Genomic DNA, 24,673 nt, shown 5'->3' with positions numbered 1-24,673 from the left:
CGATTTCGCATGACGAATGGCGGCACTGTGCGGCCGATGGCGCCAGCGGCATGTGAATCACGCTCGTTATTTTCATGACGCACGTCAAATAAAACGGGAGGACAAAATGGTTTTGCCGAAAATGCATATACCTGCAGCAGGCGGAGATTCCTTTCTCCGCCCAACTAAATGCATTCAGCTGCTCGAGAGTTTCATCAGCACCAGGCCGGAAACGATCAGCACCGCCGCACCGATCCGCATCGGGCTGACCTGCTCACCGAGGAAGACGATGCCGACCACGAACGCACCGACCGCGCCGATGCCGGTCCAGATCGTGTAGGCGGTGCCCAGCGGCAGGCTGCGCATGGCCACCGCCAGCAGCCAGAAGCTGGCGATCATGCCGATGATGGTGACCACGGTAGGGGTGAGCTTGGTGAAGCCTTCGGACTGCTTCATGGACACGGCCCAGACGATTTCCAGCAGGCCGGCGAACAACAGATAGATCCAGGCCATGACAGCCCTCCTCTTGGTAGGGCCAGGCCGTCCTGGTCATTGATTCCCGATGCGGGGGAGGTCGTTCCTCCTGGCCGGCATTCTAGCAACGCCGGTCGGCGCGGGGCGTTGCCGGCAGACGCGGGTTACAGCCGATTCAGTGCACGAAGCTGGCGTCGATGTACCTGCCTGCGCTATAGTTGCCGTCTGCCATCGGCCAGCCGATGTGCAGTCCGGCTGTGGTCTCCGGCGCATCGCGCGCTGCTTCCCCTGATCCGTGAACCGGCCGCCCACTGGGCGGCCAACGTCTCTATGGTGGCCCCGTCGGCCCCTCGCGACGCTAGGTCGAAAATCCCGCCAGGGCCGGAAGGCAGCAACGGTATCGATCGACGCGGGCGCCGAGGTCAGCCGGCGGGGCCATCGCCTTTTCGGGCGTGGCCCCACTTCTGGTAGCTGCCAATCTTGGTTGGCGCTTTTCGCCGGGCATGGCCCGGCGCTACCGCGCCTCAGGCGTGCCCTGGTGAAACACCACCCTCCATTCCTGCGCATGCCGTCGCCACAGCGAACTGCGCAACACCCAGCCCTGGGCCTGGCCATCAACGTGATAGCGGCTGCGGTAGCGCACCTGGGCCAGATCCTCGGCCAACAGCCACACCGCGTACTGTTCCGATTCGATCAGCACCTGAGCGCGCTCCAGCGGGATCTCCTGCAACGCCGCATCACGGCCGTAGCATCGCCCGGAACTGCCGATCTCGCTGAAATCCTCGTCCAGAAGTGCCGCCAGTTGCTCGCGATCGGCCCGCACCTGCGGCGCATGCAGCGCGCGTTCCAGCGCCTCCAGCTCGGCAGCCAGCGCCGTGTCGGCGGGCTGGCCAGCACCGCTCACGGCGGATCCTGCACCAGCACGTGCGCTGCAGTGGGGTTGGCCAGCGGCACGCACTGCCCCGGCTGCGCCACACGGTGCCCCCGCGCGGCCAGCGCCTGGCCGTCGGCCGCGCTCGCATAGTGGTAGAGCATCATCCGCGCCTGCAGTTCGGCGCTGTACTCGCGCTCCAGGTCGTCCACGCCGGTGTGCGACGGGTTGCCGTGCAGGCCGCAGTCGTGCGCGATCAGTTCATTGTCGTTGGCGAAGCGGGCCAGCATCTCCGGAATCGGCCGGGTATCGCCGCTCCAGGTCAGCGCGCCCTGCAGACGCAGGCCATAGGCCGTCTCCGGCCAGTGGTGGCGCACCGGGAACACTTCCAGGCGCACGCCCTCGTGCCAGAACGCCTCGCCCACCACGACCAGCTGGAACGCATCCCAGAAGTTGGCACCGCCCTCGGCCAGCACATTCGGATAATCACCGATGCGCTTGTGCAGCAGCGGCACCACCGTGGCGGGCACGTACAGGCGCACCTTGCCGCGCCGGTGCACGTTGAAGAAGGTATCGACGAACAGGCGCTCGAAGCCCGCTACGTGGTCCAGGTGCACATGGGTGACGAACAACGCCTGCGGCATGTGGCCGTAGTGCGCCTTGAACGCGGTCAGGCCTTCGCCGCCACAGTCGATGGTCAGCCACGGCCGACCGTCCCGTTCGATCACCGACATCGGCGACCCCAGCTCGACCGCCGACGCATTGCCGACGCCGAGGAAACGCAACGACCAGTCCATCAGGTGCCCCGGTTCCAGGCCATGTCGTAGGCGCGGCGCAGCCGCGCGTAATCCTTCTGCACGTCTTCCATGCTGCGCTCGCCGCGCAGCTTGATCAGCGAGCGCAGCAGGCGCTTGAGATTGCGTTCGCGCCAGGCGGTCGCCGGGATGCGGATCACCCCGCGGTCGAAGTCGATCAACCAGCCGTGGCCATTGCCGTCGAACAGGATGTTGTGCGCATTGAGGTCGGCATGGTCCAGGCCGGCACGATGGAAGCGGGCAATCAGCCGCCCGGTCTCCTCCCACGGTGCGCCCCGCCCCGCGACCAGCGCGCGGTCGGCCAGCGAACGGACACCCTCGATCCGCTCCATCAGGATCGCAGCCCGGTAGCGCAGGCCCTCGCGCATGTAGAACGCCGCCAGTGGCCGGGGCACCGGCAGCTTTTTCTCGCGCAGCGCGCGCATCAGCCGGAATTCGGCGAAGCTGCGCGTCCGGTCCGCGCCGCGCCAGAGGTACTGATCATGGCTGATCTTCGCCGCCAGGCCACCGCGCAGGTAGTGGCGCAGCACGCTGGCGCCGAACGGCGCATCGACGAACCAGGCGCTGCCACGACCGCCCTCGCCCACCGGCCGAGCCCTGCTGCCCCAGTGCTGGGGCGAGAACAGGCCGATCTCGGCTTGCCGCAGCCGCTCGCGGTCGAACAGAATGGCCCCGATGCCGCGACCCTCGCGGCATGGCGTCAGCGCTTCATTGGCGTCGAATGCGACCATTTCATTGAGTCTAACAACACATGGCATCAGCGTCCTCCTCCTTGTGCCTCCTGCGCCTGTCCGCACTTGGCGATGTCACCCACGTGGTGCCCCTGGTGCGCACCCTGCAGGCTGCGCGCCCGGATACGCCGATCCACTGGATCATCGACAAGGCCGGCCACAAGCTGCTCGACGGCCTGCCCGGTGTCACCTTCCATGCCTACGACAAGAAGAGCGGCATGGCCGGGGTCAAGGAACTGCGCAGGCAGCTGCCGCCGGGGCGCTTCGAAGCGCTGTTGCAGATGCAGGTGGCGTTCCGCGCCAACCTGCTGTCGGCCTTCATTCCCGCAGAGCGTCGCATCGGCTATGACCGCAGCCGCTCGAAGGACCTGCATGGTCTCTTCATCAACGAACGCATCCCCGACCGCCCCGGCATCCATGTGCTGGATGCCATCGGCAGTTTCTGTGAACCCCTTGGCCTGCGCCAGACCGAGGTCAGCTGGAACCTGGCGGTGCCACAGTCCGCGTATGAGTGGGCTGCCGCGCAATGGCAGGACGATGGCCGCCCGGTGTTGATGATCTCGCCCTGTTCCAGCCACGTGCGCCGCAACTGGTATGCAGACCGCTACGCCGCCGTGGCCAACCACGCCGCACAGCGCGGTTGGCAGGTGGTGCTGTGCGGAGGCCGCAGCGAACTGGAGCGCAGCATGGCCGATGCCATCCAGGCGCAGCTGCACACACCGGCGCTTGACCTGGTCGGCAAGGACACCTTGAAGCAGCTGCCGGCGCTGCTGGCCCGCGCCAATCTGGTGATGACCCCGGACTCGGGCCCGATGCACATCGCCAACGCGATGGGCGCCAAGGTACTGGGCCTGCACGCGGCCAGCAACCCGAACCGCAGCGGTCCCTATTCCGACCGCCGCTACTGCGTGGACCGCTACGACGATGCCGCGCGCAAGTACCTGGCCAAGCAGGCCTCGGATCTGAAGTGGGGCACCAAGATCGAGTTCGACGATGTGATGGAACTGATCACCGTGGAAGACGGTATCGCTGCGTTCGAACGCTACGTCGCCGACCACCTGGGGTGAGCAGCAGGCTGCCCCGGATTACGCGCGCTGCGCGTAATCCTGGTAGGACTTCTCTTCCACGTACGCCGAACCCAGCGCCAGGTTGATCGCCTTCTTGATGCGCGCGCGTTCGTCATTGCGCAGGTAGACGCTGCGCGCCAGGTCGATGAAACCCTGGTCGAACGCCTGCGCCTTCTCTTTCAGGCGGATGTCGTCCTCGATGTCCCACAGCTGCTCGTTGACCGCCTTCAGCTCGGCACGCAGCTTGGCGATGTCCTTCACCGCCGCCGGGTGTGCCATCCAGGTCTGCTCCAGCGCCGACAGTTCTTTGCGCACATTGGCCAGCTTGCCCTCGTCACTGATGCGCTCGGACTTGATCTGCAGGATCGAGATCTTGTCCAGCAGCTCGCCGAAAGAAACGGGGACGAGGATTTCAGCGGTCATGGGAAAAAGCTCCAACAGGTGAGGCAGGCAGTTTAACCCGCAGCTCGCGATGGAATGGGCAGATCCACGCCATGCGTGGATGAGCCTGCCAGCAGGAACAGCATCCACGCATGGCGTGGATCTACTGATGCACCTGCCCCGACAGGGGCGGGGAGAGGCCGGCAAAGGAAGGGGCCCACAGGTTGCGCAGCAACGTGTGGGGCGACGCGCAGAGCGCGGCGCGTCCCGCGCCAGATTAAAGAAAAAGGGCTGCCTTTCGGCAGCCCTTTTTCTTTAATCTGGCGGAGAGGGGGGGATTCGAACCCCCGAGGCGCTATAAACGCCTGCCTGATTTCGAGTCAGGTACATTCAACCACTCTGCCACCTCTCCGGGTGGTCCCCGGCGGACCGGGGACGCGCATCATACGAGGAAGTGAGGCCAACGACAAGTCATTCCGGCCAACGAAGTGAAAATTTCCTGAGCGCACGCCTTGCCGGATGCGCGCAGCCACCCGATGATGCCTGTCTCCCCAGCAACACCCCGCCCCAGCGCCCATGATCGAATTCGGACACCTCACCCACCCCGGCATGCGCCGCGAGCTCAACGAGGACACCTACTACGGTGACAGTGAGCTGGCCCTGTGGCTGGTGGCCGACGGCATGGGCGGGCACGCCTGCGGTGAAGTGGCCAGCGCGCTGGCGCGCGAGACCATCGTGCGCGAGATCCGCCGCGGCGCACCGCTGGCGCAGGCCATCCGCACCGCCGACGAAGAGATCATCCGCGCCTCGCGCCGGCGCAACGACACGTTGCCGATGGGCACTACCGTGGTCGCCGCACGGGTACAGGGCAACCGCTATGAAGTGGCGTGGGTCGGCGACAGCCGTGCCTACCTGTGGCGCGACGGACAGCTGGCCCAGCTCAGCCAGGACCACAGCGTGGTGCAGGAGCTGGTCGCGCAGGGCAACCTGACCGCCGAACAGGCGCGTGCGCATCCGCACCGCAACGTGGTCACCCAGGCGCTGGGCGTGACCGATCCGGCGCATCTGAACGTGGCCACCACCAGCGGCGAACTGCGTCCGGGCATGCAGCTGCTGCTGTGCAGTGACGGCCTGACCGAAGAAGTGGACGACCGCAGCATCGCGCGCACCCTCGCCTTCGAGGATGCCAGCGCACAGGAATGCGTGGACACGCTGGTCGCCGCCGCGCTCGATGGCGGCGGCCGCGACAACATCAGCGTGATCCTGGTGCGCTGCCACTAACCGGTAGATCCACGCCATGCGTGGATGCGACGCTGCCGGCCAGCGGCCGGCACTACTCCACTCCAGGCATTACGCGCTGGCGGGCTCTTCCACCTTCGGGCCATCCCACAGCGCGTGGCCAGCCTTCTTGCGCAGCCGCTCCAGTCGCGCCGCATGCGCTTCCAGCTCCGACGGCGTGGCCACCACGCGCGGGCGCGGCAGCAGCTTGCTGGTATCGAAGGCCTGCAGCGCCGCACCGGCAGCGCCGCCATCGTCATCGCCCAGACCGAAGCCGATTTCTTCCTGGCCCGAGGTCAGCGCGATATAGACGTCGCCCAGGATCTGCGCATCGAGCAGGCCGCCATGCAGCGCACGGTGCGAGTTGTCCACGCCCAGCCGCTTGCACAGCGCATCCAGCGAATTGCGCTGGCCCGGGAAGCGCTCGCGCGCCATCACCAGGGTATCGATCACGGTGCAGCGGTCGGTGATCTTCCCGTACTGTGGCCCCAGCAGCGACAGCTCGTTGTCGAGGAAGCCGAGGTCGAACGCCGCGTTGTGGATGATCAGCTCGGCGCCATCGATGAAGGCCAGGAACTCGTCGGCGATCTGCGCGAAGTCCGGCTTGTCATCGAGGAACTCCAGGGTCAGGCCGGTGACTTCCTGCGCGCCCTGTTCGAACTCGCAGTCCGGCTTGATGTACTGGTGATAGTTGTTGCCGGTCGGGCGGCGCTTGAACAGCTCCACGCAGCCGATTTCGACGATGCGGTTGCCCTTCTTCCACTCCAGGCCGGTGGTTTCGGTATCGAGGATGATCTGACGCATGGGCTCAGTTTACCGGGCTGGCGTCGCGGATCTGGATCGCCGCGTTGCGGGCCAGCGTATCCACCCGCTCATTGTCCGGGTCGCCGGAGTGACCCTTCACCCAGCGCCAATCGATCTGATGCCGCAGCGTGGCCGCCTGCAGGCGCTCCCACAGCTCGCGGTTCTTTACCGGATCGCCGCCAGCGGTCTTCCAGTTCTTGCGGATCCAGCCCGGCATCCACTGGGTCAGACCCTGCCGCACATACTGCGAATCGGTATAGAGCACGATGTTGCACGGCTCGGTCAGCGACTCCAGCCCGGAAATGGCCGCCATCAGCTCCATCCGGTTGTTGGTGGTGTGCGCCTCGCCACCGCTCAGTTCGCGCTCGTGGCCCTTGTAGCGCAGCAGCGCAGCCCAGCCGCCGGGGCCGGGATTGCCAAGGCAGGAACCGTCGGTGTGGATTTCGATGGTTTTCAATACAACTCCAGAATCAGGTAGCTACGGTGCCGTGCCAGCGCACCGGCAGCGGTTTCGGCCCAGGCAGGGCCAGCGTGCGTTTTTCCGCATGGAACAGGCAGGCCGCGCGCAGCGGTGCCCAACCTCCGGGACGACGGCTGCCCGCACCGCGCCAGAGCGGGCCCAGGTAACGCATATCGTTGCATTCCAGCCCATGACGGCCGAGCAGCAGGCGGATCCGCTGCGGCGTGCGCACCACCAGCCCATGCTGGCGCCAGCGCGTGCGATACGGACTGAACGGATTGAGGCTGCTCAGCCACAAATGGCCGCCCGGCATCAATACGCGCTCGCACTCGTCGAGCAGCAGGTCGGCATCGCCGGTGGTGACATGCTGCAGCACGATCGCATTGACGCTTTCATTGGCCAGCGGCAGCGGCAGCGCACAACGGGTGTCGCCGGCATAGCCCTGCCCCTGCCGGAACAGGCGCAGACCGCGTCCGCCCAACTGTGCATCGTCCAGCCAGGCCGCACTTGGTGCGATCCACAGCCAGGGCTGCGCCGGCAGCACCGACAGCTGCGGCAGCAGCAATTGCCGCTCCAGCACACGCAAGGCCTCCGCCGGTTCGCTGTCGAACCACGGGGTCTGGCTCGCTTGACGGGTGCTCTGCAGCGCGGGCATGGTCCAATTCTATGCGACTGACTGCCCTGCCCGCATTTGCGGATAACTACATCTGGACGCTGATCGACAACGAGGGCGCTGCCGTGGTCGTCGACCCCGGCGATGCCGCGCCAGTGCTCGCACTGGCCGATCAGGGCATGCGCGTGGACACGATCCTGCTCACCCATCACCACGACGACCACATCGGTGGCGTGCCGGCATTGCAGGCGCGTTTCCCCGGCGTACGGGTCATCGCGCCGGTCGAGGAACGCATTCCCACGGCCACCGAGCGGGTCGGCGAAGGTGAACGCGTTCAGGCACTGGGCCGGACGTTCCACGTACTATCCGTGCCCGGGCATACCCGCAGCCACATCGCGTTTCACACTGCTGAACATCTTTTCAGCGGAGATTCGTTGTTCAGCCTGGGCTGTGGACGCCTGTTCGAAGGTACGCCGTCCCAGCTGCTGGCGTCGATGCGCAAGCTGGGTGCCCTGCCCGCGCAACTGCTGCTTTGTTGCGCTCATGAGTACACCGTGTCAAATGCCGTCTTCGCGCGGCATGTCGACCCCGCCAACGCTGCCTTGTGGCAGCGCCAAGAGGAGGCTTTGGCCATGCGCCGCGATGACCGTTCCACCCTGCCGGTAACCCTGGCCAACGAATTCGACTGCAATCCCTTCCTGCGTGTGCACGCTGCACCGATCCGTGCGTCGGTGTCGGCACACCTGGGCCGTGACGTCGTGGACGACGTCGACGTGATGGCCGGTCTCCGGCATTGGAAAGACGGCTTCCGCGCATGATGCGCCGAAGTCTGCCGCTGGCCCTGGGCCTTGCCCTGGGGCTGGCCGGAACCGCGGGCGCACAGTCGCTGGGCGCCGGCATCAGCCAGAACCTGACCGCCGCTGCGGCGCTGCCGCTGGATCCGTCCGCGCTGCCTGCGCCCTCGGTGCGCAATGGCCAGGAGATCTTCACCAGCTTCCGCGACGGCCTGGCCGAGCCCAGCTGCGATGCCGAGGCTACCAGCCCGCGCTGGCAGAAGCAGTTCGCCCACGCCCCCTCGCGCCTGGCCAACCAGGATGACGATGCGCTGGTGCTGTTCGGCTATGTGGTCGAAGAGCTGCGCAAGGCGAACCTGCCCACCGAATTCGCGCTGATCCCATTCGTGGAAAGCGGCTATCGGCCCAATGCCCGCAACGGCAGCGGCCCGACCGGCCTGTGGCAGTTCATCGCCACCACGGCGCGCAACCACCGCGTACCCATGGCCAACGGCTACGACGGCCGCCTGTCGGCGGTTGATTCCACCCAGGCCGCGGTGCGCTACCTGAAAACCCTGCACGGCATGTTCGGCGGCGACTGGCGACTGGCCACCATGGCCTACAACGCCGGCGAGTACCGGGTGCTGCAGTCCATGCGCAAGGCCGGCATGAACGCGCAGAATGCCAAGCCGGCAGCCCTGCCGGGGCTGTCGCCGGTTACCCATGCCTATGTCGAGAAGCTGCATGCCCTGGCCTGCGTGCTGGAAGACGTGGAGGACCAGCCTCGCGTGATGGCCTCGCTGGACCGCACCGTGCCGGTGTTGAAGGACCACACCCTGCCGGCCGGCACCAGCGTCCAGCAGTGGGCCGCACAGCGCGCCCTGGACCCCGCCAGGATCGCCCGCCTCAACCCGGCCCTGGCCGCCGGCAACCGCGCCTCCGGAACCACTCGGGTCCTGGCCCCGGTCTCGGCCGCCAATGCGACGGTGACGGAAGCCGCGACCACGCTGGTGGCCAGCACCGCACCGGTTGCCACGACCACACCGACGCCGCAGATGGCCAAGACCGTGGCCGCGATCGCCGACCGCCCGCGCAGCCGCCGCCACACCGTGCGTGATGGCGAGTCGGCCTGGACCATCGCCCGCCGCTACGGCATGCCGGTAAAGGCCCTGCTGTCGCTGAACGGCCTGAGTGGCAGCAGCGTGCTGAAGCCCGGCGCAGTGCTGCGCGTCGAGGACTGACGCGCTCCAACCCCGCTGTATCTGCTCTTTGTAGAGTCGAGCGATGCTCGACTGCATCTGCACGACTCTACAAAAGGCGGTCGAGCAAGCTCGACCACTACCAAAGCTCAAGCGCGCCACAGACGACGCGAAGGTGACTCGTCCTGCCATAGGTTGACACCGATGGGTGGATGGTCCGGCCGCCGTCAGGCGGCCAAAGACGCCCGATGCATCGCATCGGGCGTCTGCATTTTAAGGGACAGGTGGGGGCGCTCAGCGTTGTAGATGTCTACGGCCTCAGCCACCATCTGGCGGGCTTGCCCCAGGTCCCGTGGGCGATGAAGCAGGAACTCGCACTTGAGGATCCCGTTGACTCGCTCTGCCAGAGCGTTCTGATAGCAGTCGTAGCCGTCGGTCATCGAGCAGGTCAGGCCGTGCCGCGCATGGATCTTCTGGTAGTAATCCGAGCAGTACTGGATTCCACGATCAGAGTGATGGATCAGCTTCTGCGGTGTCTTTCTCCCTTTCAGCGCCATCTCCAGCGCCTGAGCTACCTGCTCTGTCTGTAGCGTTTCATGCACGCTCCAGCCCACGATCTTGCGCGACCAGGCATCGGTGACCAGGCTCAGATACACGAACTTCCCCTGCGTCGGCAGATAGGTGATGTCCGCCACCCACACCTGCTCGCTACCGGTTGGTATTACGCATCCTTGGCCAGGTTTGAGCAGATTCGGATGCCTGCGAAAGCGATGATGGCTGTCGGTAGTCTTGTGATAAGCCCGACGTTTCGGTACCAGCAGGCGCGCTTCCCGAAGTACGTCAAACAACCGGTCACGCCCCATGGTGATTCCCGCCGCCTGCAGCTTCGGTCCGATCAAATGGTGCAACTTGCGCGTCCCGATCCGTGGCTGCCGCACGCGGCAATCGCTCACCAGCGCCAGTGCTTTGGTCTCGCTGGCGCGTCGTCGTTGATGCCGGCACCCCGCTTGATAGAACGCCTGTCGACTGATGCCGAAATGGCGGCAAGCCCTTGCCACGCTTACGCCTTTGAGGCGCCCTTGCGTGAGGACTTGCCTGAAGGCTTTTTTACGATGCGCACCCCGTAATCCTCTTTGAGGACATCCACGATGGCTTCGAAAAGCTGTGCTTTCTCGTTGGCCTCCCGCAACTGGACCTGCAGGGCCTTGATCTGTTGTTCCGGCGTCAGCGGCGTGGCCGGTCCACTTTTGGGAGAAGTCGTCATGGGGGCAGATGATGCACCACCTGACCAATCTTGCCGACCATGGCGGCGAAGCCACTTCAGAACCGTGCTGCTACCTTGGATACCGTATCGCTCCTGAGCCTTCTTATAGGTCAGTTCTCCACGCTCGACCTGATCGACCACGGACAACTTGAAGGCCAGCGAGTAATCCCGCTGACTGCGCCTGATTGTTGATTTCATTGAACATTCCTTTTCCAGAGGGAAAAGGTGTCAACCCAATTCAGGACGGGTCAAGGCATAAAAAAAGGCCCGGCATTGCCGGGCCTTCTTCGATCCTGCCCCGCCGCGAGGCTTACAGGTTCTCTTCGGTGGTCTGGATCACGAACTTCCTGCGCATCGCCTCGACGTAGGCCTTGGCTGCGGCCATGCCGTCGATCTGGCTCAGCTGATCCTTGAGCTGCTTCTGCTGCTCGGCGGTCACTTCCTTGATGTCGCCCGGGTTGACCTTGTTCACGGCGAACAGCAGCGCGTGGCCGTTGACGTCGACCTTGCCGTAGCTCGGCTTGCCTTCCGCCGGCACCGGCGCACTGAAGATCGCGCGGTTGATTTCCGGGGTCGGCACCGGCTGGCTGCGCGGCAGGCCCGGCATCGGGCTCAGCTGCAGCTTCTCGCTGGCGGCCAGCGACTGCAGGGTGGCGCCCGCCTTCAGCTTGGCCAGCACGGCGTCGGCGGCCTTGTCGCTGGCCTGGCGCTGGCGGTCGGCGCGGATCGCGGCGATCACCTGTTCACGCGCCTTGTCCAGCGGCGTTGCCTGTTCCGGGGTATGCGCGGCAACGCGGATGACCACGCTGTGGTTGGTGGCACCGCCCAGGGCGATCGGGTCGCTGGCAGTACCATCCTGCACCAGCACTTCGGAGAAGGCGGCGCGCAGCACGGCCGGATCAGTGGCAATACCGCTGGCGGTGGCACGGGTGATCGGGCCCAGGGTCTGCAGCGGCAGGTTCACTTCCTTGGCCGCAGCAGCCAGATCACTCGGGCTCTTGTTGATGGCATCGACCAGGTGGCCGGCCAGCTCGTTGAAGCCGCGCTCGCCGTCGGCCTTCAGCTGCTCGGCGGCCAGCGTGTCACGCACTTCCTCGAACGACTTGCCTTCGCCGCCACGCACCGCGGCGACCTTGATGACGTGGTAGCCGAAGTCGGTCTTGACCGGGCCGATCACGTCACCCGCCTTGGCGGCGAACAGGGCGTCTTCGAACGGCTTGACCATCGCGCCACGCTCGACCCAGCCCAGATCACCGCCCTGGTCCTTCGAACCCGGGTCTTCCGAATTGGCCTTGGCCAGTGCAGCGAAGTCGGCACCCGCCGCCTTGGCTTCGGTGGCGATCTTGTTCGCCTTGGCTTCGGCACCGTCACCGGTGATCAGGATGTGCGCGGCCTGGCGCTGTTCCGGCGAAGTGAACTTCGCCTTCTCGTCCTCAAAGCGCTTGCGCAGGGTCGCTTCGTCGGCCGCGGTCGGTGCCGGCAGGTTGGCGCCATTGATCTCGACGTATTCCAGCGACACGCTTTCGGCCTGGCGGAAATCCTTGCCGTGGCTGTCGTACCACTGCTTGATCTGCTCATCGGTGACCGGCGCGGTATCGGCCGGAACCTCCGGCAGCGCGGCCAGTTCGACGTCGCGGGTCTCACCCAGCAGCTTCAGCAGGCGCTCGGTCTCGGACTGGGTAACGAAGCCCGAGTTCTGCAGGCCCGACGGAATCACCGACTGCTGCAGGCTCTCACGCACCAGTTCCTGGAACTGGGTCGGCGTGCGCGGCGGATTGCCACCGGCCAGAGCCAGGCGGTAGTTGTTCTCGTTGAACTTGCCGTTCGAATCGAGGAAGGCCGGGATGGTGGCGATGTACTCGCGCACCGCGCCATCGCCGATCACGACACCGGCCTGCTCGCCGACCAGGCGCACGACCTGTTCGTCGATCAGCTGATCGAGCACGGCCAGCTTGTTTTCGGTGCTTTCAAACGCGCGCGGGTCGAAATTCTCGCCCTGCTGCTGGCGCTCACGCATGCGCTCCTGCTCGAAGCGGGTGCGGAAATCCTGCGCGCTGATCTCATGATGCTGCCACAGCATGCGCACCGGCCACCACGACGGTGCCGAACGCCACCAAGTCGGCGGCGCGGAAACCTTGGCCACGTTCTGTGCGCCAACGCCACCGAGGTAGCTGTTGTCGATCACGAACAGGAACGGAATCATCAGCAGCCCCAGGATCACGGTGACGATCCAGCCTGAGGTCTTGTCGCGGAGTTTCTGCAGCATGGTGAGGAATCACAAGGCCTGATTGGCGAGCCCGGCAGTGTAACCCGCTTCGTCGCAGGGACCAAAAGCAGCGCCGGCGCGGCCTGCGCCGATCTCCGCGGACCTGTGCCGTCAGCACCTCGGCAGGCCTGCTGCCGCAGGGCACAAAGAAAAAGCCCCCGGCTTGCGCCGAGGGCTTTTAAAGTTGGCGGAGCGGACGGGACTCGAACCCGCGACCTCCGGCGTGACAGGCCAGCATTCTAACCAGCTGAACTACCGCTCCGCGCTGAAACTTTGCAGGCGCCCAGTATATCCGAAGACTCCCTGGAAACCCAGCCCGATGAACACTTTTTTCAAAGTTTTTTCACAGGGACTTAAGAATTCTGCAATGGCGGAGCGGACGGGACTCGAACCCGCGACCTCCGGCGTGACAGGCCAGCATTCTAACCAGCTGAACTACCGCTCCGTTCTTGCAAAAACCTTTTCGCCTTCCTTCCGAACCTGTCGGTGAGAAGACAAGGCCCCCAGCTTTAGGCCGGGGGCCTCGATGTAGTGGCGGAGCGGACGGGACTCGAACCCGCGACCTCCGGCGTGACAGGCCAGCATTCTAACCAGCTGAACTACCGCTCCGCATTGTTGCTATTTCCTGTTTTCCCACCGGCCTGGACCGGGGAGAAAACAAAGCCTCCAGCTTTTGGCCGGAGGCCTCGTTGAATGGCGGAGCGGACGGGACTCGAACCCGCGACCTCCGGCGTGACAGGCCAGCATTCTAACCAGCTGAACTACCGCTCCACACTCAAACTTTTACCGCGGTGCTGTGGTGGGTGCTGAGGGTTTCGAACCCCCGACCCTCTCCGTGTAAAGGAGACGCTCTACCGCTGAGCTAAGCACCCCAGCGAGCCGCTTAGTTTACAGCATCCTTCAGGGCCTTGCCAGCCTTGAACGACGGATTCTTCGAAGCAGCGATCTTGATGGTGTCGCCGGTCTTCGGGTTGCGGCCGGTGCGCGCAGCACGGTCGCGGACCTGGAAGGTACCGAAGCCAACCAGGGTGACCGCATCGCCGTCCTTCAGCGCCTTGGTGACGGCAGCAACGACGGCATCGACAGCGCGGCTGGACTCGGCCTTGGTCAGGTCGGCAGCTTCAGCAACGGCATCGATCAATTCGGTCTTGTTCATTCTCTACAACTCCTTTGGCGGTGGGTTCCGCTTATTCGACAGGGAAGCAACCGCACGCCTTCTGCATGCGGCCGCCATGTGGAAACGGTTCGCCGATTCAGTCATCGCTGACAGCGATCACTCATTCGCGAGTGCTGCTTTTATACCAGTGGCCCTACCCCCACGCAAGCTGGAAAGCCAGCAACGACGCGGGTTTCGGGCCATCGGACAGCGCGCGTCAATGCTTGACGCGCGCGCTTCCACTCGGTTTGGCCTTGCTGCGCACCGTGACACGCTGCGCACTCTTGCGCGCCTTCTTCGGTGCCAGCGGGCGCTCCAGCGCCAGGTCCAGGACTTCTTCGATGTACTTCACCGGCACGATCTCCAGATCGCGGGTGACGTTGGCCGGAATATCTGCAAGGTCCTTGCGGTTCTCTTCCGGAATGATGACCGTGCGGATACCACCGCGCAGTGCGGCCAGCAGTTTCTCCTTCAAGCCACCGATGGCGGTGACACGACCACGCAGGGTGATCTCACCGGTCATCGCCACGTCGGCACGCACCGGCACCTTGGTCAGCATCGACACCAGCGAGGTGACCATTGCCGCACCGGCACTCGGTCCGTCCTTCGGCGTGGCACCATCGGGCACGTGCAGGTGCACGTCGTGCTTCTGCAGGAAGTCGCTGTCGATGCCAAAGCCCACGGCGCGCGAACGCACCACCGACAACGCCGCCGACGCCGATTCCTTCATCACGTTGCCGAGCTGGCCGGTCAGGATCAGCTGGCCCTTGCCCGGCACCAGCGTCGATTCGATCTGCAGCAGATCGCCACCGACTTCGGTCCACGCCAGGCCGGTGACCAGGCCGATCTCGTTCTCTTCCTCGGCGCGGCCGAAATCGAAGCGACGCACACCCAGGTACTTGTCCAGGTTCTTGCTGGACACGCTCACCAGCGCCTTGGACTTCTTCGCGCCCTTCTTCGCCTTCACCGGCTGCGGACCGGCCAGCGCGATCTCCTTCACCACCTTGCGGCAGATCTTGGCGATCTCGCGTTCCAGGTTGCGCACGCCCGATTCGCGCGTGTAGTAGCGCACGATGTCCTGGATCGCATCGCTGCCGATCTCCAGCTCTTCCGGCTGCAGGCCGTTGGCCTTGATCTGCTTCGGCACCAGGTAGCGGGTGGCGATGTTGAGCTTCTCGTCCTCGGTGTAGCCGGGGATGCGGATCACTTCCATGCGGTCCAGCAGCGGGCCGGGAATATTGAGCGAGTTCGAGGTGGCCACGAACATCACTTCGGACAGGTCCAGGTCCACTTCCAGGTAGTGGTCGTTGAACGCGTTGTTCTGCTCCGGGTCGAGCACTTCCAGCAGCGCCGACGACGGATCGCCACGGAAGTCCATCGACATCTTGTCGATCTCGTCGAGCACGAACAGCGGGTTCTTGCTGCCGACCTTGTTGAGGTTCTGCACGATGCGGCCCGGCATCGAACCAACGTAGGTACGACGGTGGCCACGGATCTCGGCTTCATCGCGAACGCCGCCCAGCGACATGCGCACGAACTTGCGGTTGGTAGCCTTGGCGATGGACTGGCCGAGCGAGGTCTTGCCCACGCCCGGCGGCCCGACCAGGCACAGGATCGGGCCCTTCATCTGCTTCACGCGCGACTGCACCGCCAGGTATTCAAGGATGCGCTCCTTGACCTTCTCCAGGCCGTAGTGGTCGGCGTCGAGGGTGTCCTGTGCGGCCTTCAGGTCCTTGCGCACCTTGCTGCGCTTCTTCCACGGCACGCCCAGCAACCACTCCAGGTAGTTGCGCACGACGGCCGCTTCAGCCGACATCGGCGACATCTGCTTGAGCTTGTTCAGTTCATTGCGTGCCTTGGCTTCAACCGCCTTCGGCATGCCGGCTTCGGCGATCTTGCGGGCCAGCTCTTCCAGCTCGCCCGGTGCATCGTCCAGGTCACCCAGTTCCTTCTGGATGGCCTTCATCTGCTCGTTGAGGTAGTACTCGCGCTGGCTCTTCTCCATCTGCGACTTCACGCGGCCGCGGATGCGCTTTTCCATCTGCTGCACGTCGATCTCGCCATCGACCAGGCCGACCAGCATCTCCAGGCGGTCACCGACGGCCAGCGTTTCCAGCAGGCGCTGCTTGTCGGCCAGGCGCACGCTGATGTGCGCAGCGATGGTGTCGGCCAGGCGGGCCGGCTCATCGATGCCCGACAACGTCTGCAGCAGCTCCGGCGGCAGCTTGCGATTGGTCTTCACGTACTGCTCGAACAGCGACATCAGCGAGCGGGCGATCGCCTCCACCTCGCGTGCTTCGCGCTCGTCGGTGGCGTCGATCTCCACGGCCTGGCCGTGCAGCGAACCGTTACGCTCGTCGACGTGGGTGACCTGCACGCGCGACAGGCCTTCGACCAGCACCTTGATGGTGCCGTCGGGCAGCTTCAGCAACTGCAGCACCTGCGCCAGCGTACCGACCTGATAGAGGTCGGCCGCATGCGGGTCGTCGGTCTCGGCCGACTTCTGCGCCAGCAGCAGGATGCGCTTGTCCGCCTCCATTGCCTGTTCGAGCGCGTGCATGGACTTGTCACGGCCGACGAACAGCGGGATGACCATGTGCGGGAACACCACTACGTCGCGCAGCGGCAGGACCGGCAGGTCGAGGGTTTCACTTGGGGAACGGGCCATGGGGGCTCCAGGGAAGGGGGAAAACCGCCTCCGGGAGGGCATCTTCCGGAGACAAAAAAAGCCGATGGCCCCGTTATGGGGCCATCGGCTTTCAGATGCAAGGCATTCCTTGAAAATCCTTTCCAATCAACAACCTGGAAGGATCACTCGGCGCCTGCGGCCTTCTGTTCAGGGGCCGCTGGGGACTGGTAGATCAGGTACGGCTCGGACTTGTGCTCGATCACCGACTCGTCCACCACCACCTTGCTGACGTTTTCCTGCGACGGCAGGTCGTACATGGTGTCCAGCAGGACCGATTCGACGATGGTACGCAGGCCGCGGGCACCGGTCTTGCGCTTGAGCGCCTTGCGGGCAATGGCCGACAACGCGTCCGGGCGGAACTCCAGCTCGACGTTCTCCATCTCGAACAGCTTCTTGAACTGCTTGGTGATGGCGTTCTTCGGCTCGGTCAGGATCTTGATCAGGGCCGGCTCATCCAGCTCCTCCAGGGTCGCCACCACCGGCAGGCGGCCGACGAACTCGGGAATCAGGCCGAACTTGATCAGGTCTTCCGGCTCGACTTCGGCCAGCACCTTGCCCACTTCCTGCTTGCGCTCGCTGCTCTTCACCTTGGCGCCGAAGCCGATGCTGCCGACGTCGGTGGAACGGGCCTGGATCACCTTGTCCAGCCCGGCGAACGCGCCGCCGCAGATGAACAGGATGTTCTTGGTGTCCACCTGCAGGAATTCCTGCTGCGGGTGCTTGCGGCCGCCCTGCGGCGGAACGCTGGCCACGGTGCCTTCGATCAGCTTCAGCAGGGCCTGCTGCACGCCTTCGCCGGACACATCGCGGGTGATCGACGGGTTCTCGCTCTTGCGCGAGATCTTGTCGATTTCATCGATGTAGACGATGCCCTGCTGCGCCTTCTCGACGTCGTAGTCGCACTTCTGCAGCAGCTTCTGGATGATGTTCTCCACGTCCTCGCCCACGTAACCGGCTTCGGTCAGCGTGGTGGCGTCGGCCATGGTGAACGGCACGTTGAGAAGGCGGGCCAGGGTCTCGGCCAGCAGGGTCTTGCCCGAACCGGTCGGGCCGACCAGCAGGATGTTCGACTTCGCCAGTTCGACGTCGTCGTTCTTCTGCCGGCTCTCGATGCGCTTGTAGTGGTTGTACACGGCCACGGCCAGCGTGCGCTTGGCGCGGTTCTGGCCGATCACGTACTGGTCGAGGACCTCGAGGATCTCGCGCGGCTTGGGCAGCGAACTGCGCGCCGACTGCGCCTTTTCCTCAAGTTCCTCACGGATGATGTCGTTGCACAGCTCCACGCACTCATCGCAGATGAATACGCTCGGACCCGCAATCAGCTTGCGCACTTCATGCTGGCTCTTGCCGCAGAAAGAGCAGTAGAGGATCTTGCCGGTGTCCGTGGAACGACCTTGGCGGTCTTCGCTCATGCTTCGCTTACCCAGTTACCCCACCCGCTGAACGGGGGTTCGATTCGAGAATAGCACAGGGCCGAGGGGACACCAGTCCCGCCCGACCCTGCAGGAACGGGGCCTCCCTGGCCCCGTGATGGCCGGTCAGCCGGCCTGGATCGACTCGTCCGGACGACGCTCCAGGACCTGGTCGACCAGACCATAGGCCTGCGCCTCGAAGGCGCTCTTGAAGTTGTCGCGCTCGGTGTCGCGGGCGATCGTCTCCAGCGACTGGCCGGTGTGCTTGGCCAGCACCTCGTTCAGGCGCGAACGCAGGGTCAGGATCTCACGCGCGTGGATGTCGATGTCGGTGGCCTGGCCCTGGTAGCCACCCAGCGGCTGGTGGATCATCACGCGCGAGTTCGGCAGCGCATAGCGCTTGCCAGCTTCGCCCGCGGCCAGCAGCAGGGCGCCCATCGAGGCGGCCTGGCCGATGCAGGTGGTGCTCACATTCGGCTTGATGTACTGCATGGTGTCGTAGATCGCCATGCCGGCGGTGACCACGCCACCCGGCGAGTTGATGTAGATGTTGATGTCCTTTTCCGGGTTCTCCGACTCCAGGAACAGCAACTGCGCCACCACCACGTTGGCCATGTGATCGTCGATCGGGCCCACGAGGAAGATCAGGCGCTCCTTCAACAGGCGCGAATAGATGTCGTAGGCACGCTCGCCGCGGCTGGTCTGCTCGACCACCATCGGAACCAGGTTCAGGGCTTTGGTTCGGTTGTCCATTACGTGAGGTACCTATCTTGGGGGGCAACAACCCCGCGCCGGCAAAGGCGCGGGGCATCCGGTGATCCGCCCGGGCTTACTGGCGGATCGCGTCCTGGAACGACAGCTTCTCTTCGGTGTGCTGGGCACGCTCGGCGATCCAGTCGATCACCTGCTCTTCCATCACACGGTTCTGCAGGCCAGACATCAGCTGGGGGTCGTTGCGGTACATCTCAATGACCTGTTCCGGCTCTTCGTAGGTCGAAGCGATCAGACGCATCGTTTCGTTCAGGCGCTTGGCTTCCAGGCGCAGGTCGTTGATGCGGGCCACTTCACCGACCAGCAGGCCGACCAGCACGCGCTTGGCGGCCGCTTCCTTGAAGCCTTCGTGGGCATCGGCCGGGATCTCGCCGACGTTCTGGCCGTTGCGGCGGATCTGCTCGACCTGCTGGGCCAGCATGGCGCGGGCTTCGTTCTCGACCAGGCGCGGCGGCATTTCCACCGACGAGTAGGCGGCGATCAGCTGCTCGCCCACTTCGCGGCGCAGGCGGTTCATCAGAGCGCCCTTCAGCTCGCGCTCCAGGTTGGCGCGGATGTCGCTGCGGAACTGCTCGACGTCGCCGCCCTTCACGCCGAAGCTCTTGATGAAGGCTTCGTCGACCGCCGGCACGACCGGCTCGGACACTTCGGCGACCTTGACGGTCACCTGCACGGTCTTGCCGGCCAGCACCGGCACGCGCCAGTCAGCCGGGAACTCGACGTCCAGGGTCTTTTCTTCGCCCTTGGCCAGGCCGACCAGGCCCTTTTCGATGGTGTCGAACATCATGCCCTGGCCGAGCACGATCGAACCCTTCTCGGTGCCCTCGGCCGGCAGGCGCTCTTCGCCGGCCTGCGACCAGGTTTCCACCGCGACCAGGTCACCGTCCTGCGCGCCACGGCTGACCGGGGCCCAGGTACGACGCTGGTTCTGCAGGTTCTCGATCATCTGATCGATGTCGGCGTCGGTGATCTCGGCGCTGTGGCGCACGACGGTCAGCTTGCTGACGTCGATGTCGCCGAAGTCCGGCACCACTTCCACGGTGGCCACGAAGGAGAATTCACCCTCGTCGCCCTTGTCGATGCGCGGGCTGCCGACGATGCGCAGGTCGTGCTCACGCACGGCGGCATCGAAGGTTTCGCGCAGCAGGCCGTCCAGCGCCTCGCCACGGACCTGCGCGCCGAAGCGCTGCTCGATCACCTTGGCCGGCACCTTGCCCGGACGGAAACCCTTGATGCGGGTGGTACGGGCGATTTCGCCCAGGCGGCCGACGATGTGGCTCTGCAGACGCTCTTCCGGCAGCGAGAAGCTCAGGCGGCGTTCCAGGTTGCCGGTGGATTCGATCGAAGCTTGCATGTTGACTCCTGCCACCGGTGGCCCACGCCCCCGGCTCGATGATTGGGATGAAACGGTTGTAAGGACACGACGTCTGGGACGCGCCTGCTTGCCGCAGCCCTTTAGTTTCGCCCAATTCGGCCTGCACTGCCAGCGCGTGCCGGTCAAGGGGGCGCAGATGGCCCGATCAGGGCGGGGACAGGCCGGCACTGGTGCGAAAGGGGGGACTCGAACCCCCACGCCTTGCGGCACTGGAACCTAAATCCAGGGCGTCTACCAATTCCGCCACTTTCGCGTGGCCGGCTCAGGCGTTCATTGTCGCAGGCGGGGGCTGGAAGCGGAAGGCCTGCACAAAACTGAATCTGCAGCGATGCGCGCGGCCCCTGCATCGCTGCCGTCCCGGCGGGCGCACCACCCGCCAGGACGACTGCGGCTTACTGCTGCGGTACAGCGCGGGCCGGTGCCATGCCTGCATGTTCGGCGGGCGCCTCCCCCTTGCGGATCTCCACGCCCCCGTCATCGGTACGGCGCAGAGCCACCGACTCCGGCATGGCCTTGCGCACATCCACCGAACCGTCCGCATTGCGCTGCACATCCACCGCGTCAGGCAGGACCTCCGCTTCCGCAGGCTGAGCTGGCTGCATCTGCATGGCGTCACCCACCGGGCGCGCCGGAGTGCTCTCCGTGCCCGCATCGCGTTCAACGGTCTTCGCGGGACCATTGGCTGGTGCGCAGGCCGCCAGCGCCATCAACGCGAAGGGAACCCACAGCGTGCGGTGCAATCGATTGATATCAGCCATCAACATCTTCCTTCGTGCATGCGCCATCGGCGCGGAAGATCCATTGGGTGCGATGCGGGACGCGATGCGGTGAGAAGCAGCGCACAGCATTGAAAACACTGATGACGCGTATGTCCCTGATTTCAGCATCGCTTCAGTAGATTCACGCCATGCGCCGTTTCAGTCGATGAAATGCCACCCGGCGCGCAGACAAGAAAAAAGCCACTTGGCGAACCAAGTGGCTTTCGTCTGGTGGGCTGTCAAGGATTCGAACCTTGGACCTATTGATTAAGAGTCAACTGCTCTACCAACTGAGCTAACAGCCCGAAATCGGGGCGCGAATTATGACCCGATCCGCTCGGTGGGTGCAAGCACTTTTTTCAACATCGTTGAAACCAGCACTGCGGTCCCGCTGCATTGCAGATCCACGGCCAAGCGGGGCTCTGCAACCCGTCATCCATCGAAACGATGGGAGTCACACTTATAAGAAAAAAGCCACCTGGGATACCAGGTGGCTTCTGTCTTGGTGGGCCGTCAAGGATTCGAACCTTGGACCTATTGATTAAGAGTCAACTGCTCTACCAACTGAGCTAACGGCCCGTAAAACTCAGACGCACATTGTAGCGTGCTTTCTGTTTATTGCAATACCGTTTCGGCTGCGCCGATGCGGTTGAATCAGTGGGGTGGCTGAGGGGATTCGAACCCCCGACCACCGGAATCACAATCCGGTACTCTAACCAACTGAGCTACAGCCACCACTGAAACTTTCGCTCCACCGCCGATGAGGCTGACGCTGGACCTTGATGCTTTGCTAGCGGGTGGAACCAGAAGTCCGTCCCCCGAAGCGAGTCCGGCATTTTCCGGGAGTCGCGAAGGAATTGCAAGCACTTCTTCACATTGATGTGCAGGGGCCGGAACAGGAGATCAGGGCTGCTCCGCCTGGATCACGCGCACGGTGTCCCCATGCTCATCCAGGAATGACAGCGTGGCCTCCCCCTTCGGCGTGACCTGCAACTGCAGGCGCGGCCGGCCCGCTCCGTCGAGCAACTGAAGCATCGCATTGCGCGACTGCGTCCTGCCAGGAAACACACGACGGGTAATCGCTTGCACACCCTGCGCGTGCAAGCACTCATCTTCGGCCGAGAACATCGGCCGCAGCTGTCCATCGGCGACATCGTTTCGATCACGTCGAACGACACACTGCGTTGGGCCGTCGCCCCCATCAGCAGGCCAATCAACGCCAGCCGGGTGACACCGCCGCAGTACAGGGTAGGTCGCCGTTGGTGCCTGCGCAGTTGATGCACTTCGGCCAGCACCTGCTCCACATCTCCCGCGTCTTTCGAAACCGCATTTCATGCCGAGCACCAGAAGGTGCGTGCCGCACGCACCGAAGGTCAGGCGCTGGCAAACAGCTCATCCGTCGTCGGACGCGCTGCCGAGATCGTGAACTTTAAGTGAATGGATCATGAATGGATCTGGAACGGCAATGGGGGAGATCCATTCATACAACGTTAGCTGCAGGACATGGAACGCAGGGCGCGCGTTTGCAACCATGCCGGTTCCTGCAATGAAGGTGAGATCAATAGATGAGCAAGCGGCTAATCGGATTCGTCGCGCTGGCAGCCGTGCTGGCAGTGGCAGCCGTTGCAATGTCCGGCTACCGGCAGCAGGCAACTGCGGATGCCACGGCAGAGGAATCCGGGAAGAGTGGCAGCCTCGATGAACGGCCTGACCAGGGAAGGCAGCTTCCGGCGTCAGGTGCGGCGGCCGCGCAAAGGCTTGAGCGGGACAACAAGATCCCGCCGGGCTCGTACAAGGCCGTGGGCCCCAAGGCCTACGAAATCGTAAGAGGCAATGAGTTCCGGCCTCCCGGTGACGCGCTTGCCCACGTCAAGCAACTGATGCTGCGCTCCGAATCCGGAGATGCCACGGCAACCTACGAAATCTATCGAACCATCGAGCAATGCCAGACCTTCATCTCGGATCGCGCTGACAAGCTGGCGGATTCGGCCACCACGGTCGGGGCCGGCAACTGGTTCCTGGAGCGGTCGGAACGAATCCTCAAAGAGTGTGAGTCGCTGGCTCTGGATCAGGACATCTATCACGCCGATTGGCTTTCGAAGGCCGCCGCCATGGGCTCGCAGGAAGCGATGCGCGCCTACTCGCGATCGCCGGAGAAAGTCATCGGTTCGCTTGATGACGCAATCCGTGATCCCGCGGCGCTCGAGGCGTGGAAGGACACCGCCACCGGATATCTGCGCGAACTGGAATCACAAGGGAACGTCAATGTCATCAGCGACATGGCGATGGCCTACACCTATGGCGGCATCGTTCCTGCGGATCCCGTTGCGGCCCTGGCGTACACCCGCGTCCTCAACCGGCTGGACCCACGTTTTGCCACCACCAATGACATTGCCAACCATGAGAAAAACCTGAGCAGCCAAGAGAAAGAGAAAGCCCGCATTTCATCGAACGAAATCTTCAAGAACTGTTGCATCCCACGATAAGGACCTATTGTGAAAGCTAGACTGATTGGGATTATCCCTTCGCTTGGTAGAAACTCCATTCCCGCCATTGCAGGCGTGCTGCTGTTCATGGCGGCCGGGAGCCTTCAAGCGAAAAAGCTTCCTGGCGTCATCAACTGCACCGCCGGATGCACGCTGACAACCCCGTATCCCGATCCGGTGACCAACCAGCAGCTTTCCCAAGAGGTCCAGAAGCTCAATGACGGCCGGACCACGGTCTGGACTGCCCAGACGCGCGTCCAGACCGGCGATGTCCTGACCGTCTGTAACGGTATTTCCTGCGTCAACTACACGTGGCGAGGTGCAGGTTTCGACTCCGGCGAAGTGATTTCGACCGTCCTCCCGCCCAACTCCCGCGGCGGTGGTGGTGGCGGCGGCGGTGGCGGCGGTGGTGGCGGCGGCAGCGGCCCGATCAGCGGCGGCTGCCACGGCAACTGCGGCGGTGGCGGCAAGGTGCGGGTGGGCGAACTGGAACAGATGTGATCCATCCGGGGTGCACTCGACCAGAGTGCACCCATCGCGACCATCGCGACATGGAAAAGGCCAGCGCATAGCGCTGGCCTTTTTTCGTTGCCGGGCGCATTGCCCCATCCCAGGCGGCGCTGCTCAAGCACCTGCGGAGTGAGCCGATCGTCGCCAGATGCCGGTCAACCGCAACCTGCATGACATCACGCCGTGCGACTGCACCCCATACAAAGGGTATCTTTCATCGAAAAATAGGAAGGTGGAATGCTCGCCACCCAGGATTGCGCAACCATCGAATGGGAACCGGTGTTCACGGGCGTGAGCGCATAAATCATTGATTCCAATGGCGCGCCCGACAGGAATCGAACCTGTAACCGCCGGCTTAGAAGGCCGGTGCTCTATCCAGTTGAGCTACGGGCGCCCGAACCGGAACGGTGTCCAATCCGACGTGATGTGGGATTGGTCGGGGTAGAGGGATTCGAACCCCCGACATCCTGCTCCCAAAGCAGGCGCGCTACCAGACTGCGCTATACCCCGGTCTTGCAATCCCCTCGGGCCATGCCCGGGG

23 protein-coding genes, 12 tRNA genes and 1 other RNA gene are annotated in these 24,673 nt (G+C 64.3%); 7 read left to right on the top strand and 29 right to left on the bottom strand.

The genetic code is table 11. The features are described 5' to 3' along the window. Positions 1-174 precede the first annotated feature (174 nt). The gene (locus ACZLHH_RS04665) at positions 175-492 is read right to left on the bottom strand and encodes a DMT family transporter (protein WP_010483859.1); all 318 of its coding nucleotides are present in this window, start codon (positions 490-492) and stop codon (positions 175-177) included. Positions 493-792: 300 nt separating this feature from the next. On the opposite strand from ACZLHH_RS04665, the gene ffs reads away from it, so the two are divergent. Further along, an RNA gene (ffs, locus tag ACZLHH_RS04660) (signal recognition particle sRNA small type) lies at positions 793-889 on the top strand. A 78-nt stretch (positions 890-967) separates the two neighbouring features. Here ffs and ACZLHH_RS04655 read toward each other — a convergent pair. The 3 genes from ACZLHH_RS04655 to ACZLHH_RS04645 are packed head-to-tail and all read right to left on the bottom strand — an operon-like array spanning position 968 to position 2,870. Beyond that, complete coding sequence (locus ACZLHH_RS04655) at positions 968-1,357, bottom strand: nuclear transport factor 2 family protein (RefSeq protein WP_049463324.1); 390 nt, start codon at positions 1,355-1,357, stop codon at positions 968-970. Next, on the bottom strand, positions 1,354-2,121 hold the full coding sequence (locus ACZLHH_RS04650) for an MBL fold metallo-hydrolase (RefSeq protein ID WP_049463323.1): 768 nt from the start codon (positions 2,119-2,121) through the stop codon (positions 1,354-1,356). The genes ACZLHH_RS04655 and ACZLHH_RS04650 overlap by 4 nt, the downstream gene beginning before the upstream one ends. After that, positions 2,121-2,870, bottom strand: a complete 750-nt coding sequence (locus tag ACZLHH_RS04645; protein WP_049400634.1) for a 3-deoxy-D-manno-octulosonic acid kinase — start codon at positions 2,868-2,870, stop codon at positions 2,121-2,123. The genes ACZLHH_RS04650 and ACZLHH_RS04645 overlap by 1 nt, the downstream gene beginning before the upstream one ends. 20 nt (positions 2,871-2,890) lie before the next feature. Between ACZLHH_RS04645 and ACZLHH_RS04640 the strand changes: the two genes are divergently transcribed. Then, a complete protein-coding gene (locus ACZLHH_RS04640; RefSeq protein ID WP_049463322.1) occupies positions 2,891-3,937 on the top strand; it encodes a glycosyltransferase family 9 protein in 1,047 nt (348 codons plus the stop codon). An 18-nt stretch (positions 3,938-3,955) separates the two neighbouring features. On the opposite strand, the gene ACZLHH_RS04635 is transcribed toward ACZLHH_RS04640, so the two are convergent. After that, the gene (locus ACZLHH_RS04635; protein WP_046982834.1) at positions 3,956-4,360 is read right to left on the bottom strand and encodes a DUF6165 family protein; all 405 of its coding nucleotides are present in this window, start codon (positions 4,358-4,360) and stop codon (positions 3,956-3,958) included. 279 nt (positions 4,361-4,639) lie between these two features. After that, positions 4,640-4,730 (bottom strand) — tRNA-Ser (locus tag ACZLHH_RS04630). Between the two features lie 164 nt (positions 4,731-4,894). Between ACZLHH_RS04630 and ACZLHH_RS04625 the strand changes: the two genes are divergently transcribed. Then, positions 4,895-5,599 carry a PP2C family protein-serine/threonine phosphatase gene (locus tag ACZLHH_RS04625; protein ID WP_032129328.1) on the top strand — a complete coding sequence of 235 codons (705 nt, stop codon included), beginning with the start codon at positions 4,895-4,897 and terminating at the stop codon, positions 5,597-5,599. A gap of 69 nt (positions 5,600-5,668) precedes the next feature. Here the strand turns inward: ACZLHH_RS04625 and dnaQ are convergent, their stop codons facing one another. From dnaQ to ACZLHH_RS04610, 3 genes are read right to left on the bottom strand one after another with little or no spacing between them, the layout of a single operon-like run. After that, positions 5,669-6,400 (bottom strand): DNA polymerase III subunit epsilon, encoded by a 732-nt coding sequence (gene dnaQ, locus ACZLHH_RS04620; protein WP_032129327.1) that lies wholly within the window; start codon positions 6,398-6,400, stop codon positions 5,669-5,671. 4 nt (positions 6,401-6,404) lie between these two features. Further along, positions 6,405-6,857, bottom strand: coding sequence for a ribonuclease HI (gene rnhA, locus ACZLHH_RS04615; RefSeq protein ID WP_032129326.1), 453 nt, complete (start codon positions 6,855-6,857; stop codon positions 6,405-6,407). A gap of 13 nt (positions 6,858-6,870) precedes the next feature. After that, positions 6,871-7,515 carry a class I SAM-dependent methyltransferase gene (locus tag ACZLHH_RS04610; protein ID WP_049463321.1) on the bottom strand — a complete coding sequence of 215 codons (645 nt, stop codon included), beginning with the start codon at positions 7,513-7,515 and terminating at the stop codon, positions 6,871-6,873. Positions 7,516-7,526: 11 nt separating this feature from the next. On the opposite strand from ACZLHH_RS04610, the gene gloB reads away from it, so the two are divergent. Together gloB and ACZLHH_RS04600 are read left to right on the top strand one after the other, a co-directional pair. Next, on the top strand, positions 7,527-8,291 hold the full coding sequence (gloB, locus tag ACZLHH_RS04605) for a hydroxyacylglutathione hydrolase (protein ID WP_049463320.1): 765 nt from the start codon (positions 7,527-7,529) through the stop codon (positions 8,289-8,291). Next, on the top strand, positions 8,288-9,487 hold the full coding sequence (locus ACZLHH_RS04600) for a lytic transglycosylase domain-containing protein (protein WP_049463741.1): 1,200 nt from the start codon (positions 8,288-8,290) through the stop codon (positions 9,485-9,487). The genes gloB and ACZLHH_RS04600 overlap by 4 nt, the downstream gene beginning before the upstream one ends. Positions 9,488-9,672: 185 nt before the next feature. On the opposite strand, the gene ACZLHH_RS04595 is transcribed toward ACZLHH_RS04600, so the two are convergent. From ACZLHH_RS04595 to ACZLHH_RS04510, 18 genes are all read right to left on the bottom strand, one after another. Further along, a protein-coding gene (locus ACZLHH_RS04595; RefSeq protein WP_223224739.1) for an IS3 family transposase occupies positions 9,673-10,907 on the bottom strand; the annotation gives its coding sequence in 2 pieces (ribosomal slippage) (positions 9,673-10,556 and positions 10,556-10,907; 1,236 coding nt in all). Between the two features lie 112 nt (positions 10,908-11,019). Next, on the bottom strand, positions 11,020-12,975 hold the full coding sequence (locus tag ACZLHH_RS04590; protein ID WP_049461399.1) for a peptidyl-prolyl cis-trans isomerase: 1,956 nt from the start codon (positions 12,973-12,975) through the stop codon (positions 11,020-11,022). Positions 12,976-13,160: 185 nt separating this feature from the next. Next, a tRNA-Asp gene (locus tag ACZLHH_RS04585) sits at positions 13,161-13,237 on the bottom strand. A 106-nt stretch (positions 13,238-13,343) separates the two neighbouring features. Further along, a tRNA-Asp gene (locus ACZLHH_RS04580) sits at positions 13,344-13,420 on the bottom strand. A gap of 87 nt (positions 13,421-13,507) precedes the next feature. After that, positions 13,508-13,584 (bottom strand) — tRNA-Asp (locus ACZLHH_RS04575). 85 nt (positions 13,585-13,669) lie between these two features. After that, positions 13,670-13,746, bottom strand: a tRNA-Asp gene (locus ACZLHH_RS04570). Between the two features lie 26 nt (positions 13,747-13,772). Then, positions 13,773-13,847: transfer RNA gene (locus ACZLHH_RS04565), tRNA-Val, on the bottom strand. An 11-nt stretch (positions 13,848-13,858) separates the two neighbouring features. After that, positions 13,859-14,131, bottom strand: coding sequence for an HU family DNA-binding protein (locus ACZLHH_RS04560; protein WP_004146343.1), 273 nt, complete (start codon positions 14,129-14,131; stop codon positions 13,859-13,861). 217 nt (positions 14,132-14,348) lie between these two features. Beyond that, positions 14,349-16,799, bottom strand: coding sequence for an endopeptidase La (gene lon, locus ACZLHH_RS04555; RefSeq protein ID WP_049422624.1), 2,451 nt, complete (start codon positions 16,797-16,799; stop codon positions 14,349-14,351). Positions 16,800-16,942: 143 nt separating this feature from the next. Further along, complete coding sequence (clpX, locus tag ACZLHH_RS04550) at positions 16,943-18,232, bottom strand: ATP-dependent Clp protease ATP-binding subunit ClpX (RefSeq protein ID WP_049463494.1); 1,290 nt, start codon at positions 18,230-18,232, stop codon at positions 16,943-16,945. Positions 18,233-18,358: 126 nt separating this feature from the next. Further along, positions 18,359-18,985 carry an ATP-dependent Clp endopeptidase proteolytic subunit ClpP gene (clpP, locus tag ACZLHH_RS04545; RefSeq protein WP_004146318.1) on the bottom strand — a complete coding sequence of 209 codons (627 nt, stop codon included), beginning with the start codon at positions 18,983-18,985 and terminating at the stop codon, positions 18,359-18,361. Positions 18,986-19,061: 76 nt separating this feature from the next. After that, a complete protein-coding gene (gene tig, locus ACZLHH_RS04540) occupies positions 19,062-20,357 on the bottom strand; it encodes a trigger factor (protein WP_049400909.1) in 1,296 nt (431 codons plus the stop codon). Between the two features lie 189 nt (positions 20,358-20,546). Next, positions 20,547-20,631: transfer RNA gene (locus ACZLHH_RS04535), tRNA-Leu, on the bottom strand. Positions 20,632-20,770: 139 nt separating this feature from the next. Then, positions 20,771-21,136, bottom strand: coding sequence for a hypothetical protein (locus ACZLHH_RS04530; RefSeq protein ID WP_049463492.1), 366 nt, complete (start codon positions 21,134-21,136; stop codon positions 20,771-20,773). 229 nt (positions 21,137-21,365) lie between these two features. Next, a tRNA-Lys gene (locus ACZLHH_RS04525) sits at positions 21,366-21,441 on the bottom strand. 198 nt (positions 21,442-21,639) lie between these two features. Further along, positions 21,640-21,715, bottom strand: a tRNA-Lys gene (locus tag ACZLHH_RS04520). A gap of 79 nt (positions 21,716-21,794) precedes the next feature. Beyond that, a tRNA-His gene (locus tag ACZLHH_RS04515) sits at positions 21,795-21,871 on the bottom strand. Between the two features lie 168 nt (positions 21,872-22,039). Further along, entirely contained in the window at positions 22,040-22,264 is a 225-nt protein-coding gene (locus ACZLHH_RS04510; protein ID WP_049461432.1) for a hypothetical protein, read from the bottom strand. A gap of 437 nt (positions 22,265-22,701) precedes the next feature. Here ACZLHH_RS04510 and ACZLHH_RS04505 point away from each other — a divergent pair, with 437 nt between their 5' ends. Both ACZLHH_RS04505 and ACZLHH_RS04500 read left to right on the top strand, forming a co-directional pair. Then, positions 22,702-23,622, top strand: a complete 921-nt coding sequence (locus tag ACZLHH_RS04505; RefSeq protein ID WP_032129316.1) for a hypothetical protein — start codon at positions 22,702-22,704, stop codon at positions 23,620-23,622. Positions 23,623-23,697: 75 nt separating this feature from the next. Next, the gene (locus tag ACZLHH_RS04500) at positions 23,698-24,123 is read left to right on the top strand and encodes a hypothetical protein (protein WP_165929922.1); all 426 of its coding nucleotides are present in this window, start codon (positions 23,698-23,700) and stop codon (positions 24,121-24,123) included. A gap of 326 nt (positions 24,124-24,449) precedes the next feature. Here the strand turns inward: ACZLHH_RS04500 and ACZLHH_RS04495 are convergent. After that, positions 24,450-24,526 (bottom strand) — tRNA-Arg (locus ACZLHH_RS04495). A gap of 39 nt (positions 24,527-24,565) precedes the next feature. Then, positions 24,566-24,642 (bottom strand) — tRNA-Pro (locus ACZLHH_RS04490). Positions 24,643-24,673 lie beyond the last annotated feature (31 nt).

It is taken from the genome of Stenotrophomonas sp. 28608_Sma (assembly GCF_056486185.1).
This window is presented reverse-complemented; position numbering and strand designations above follow the sequence as displayed.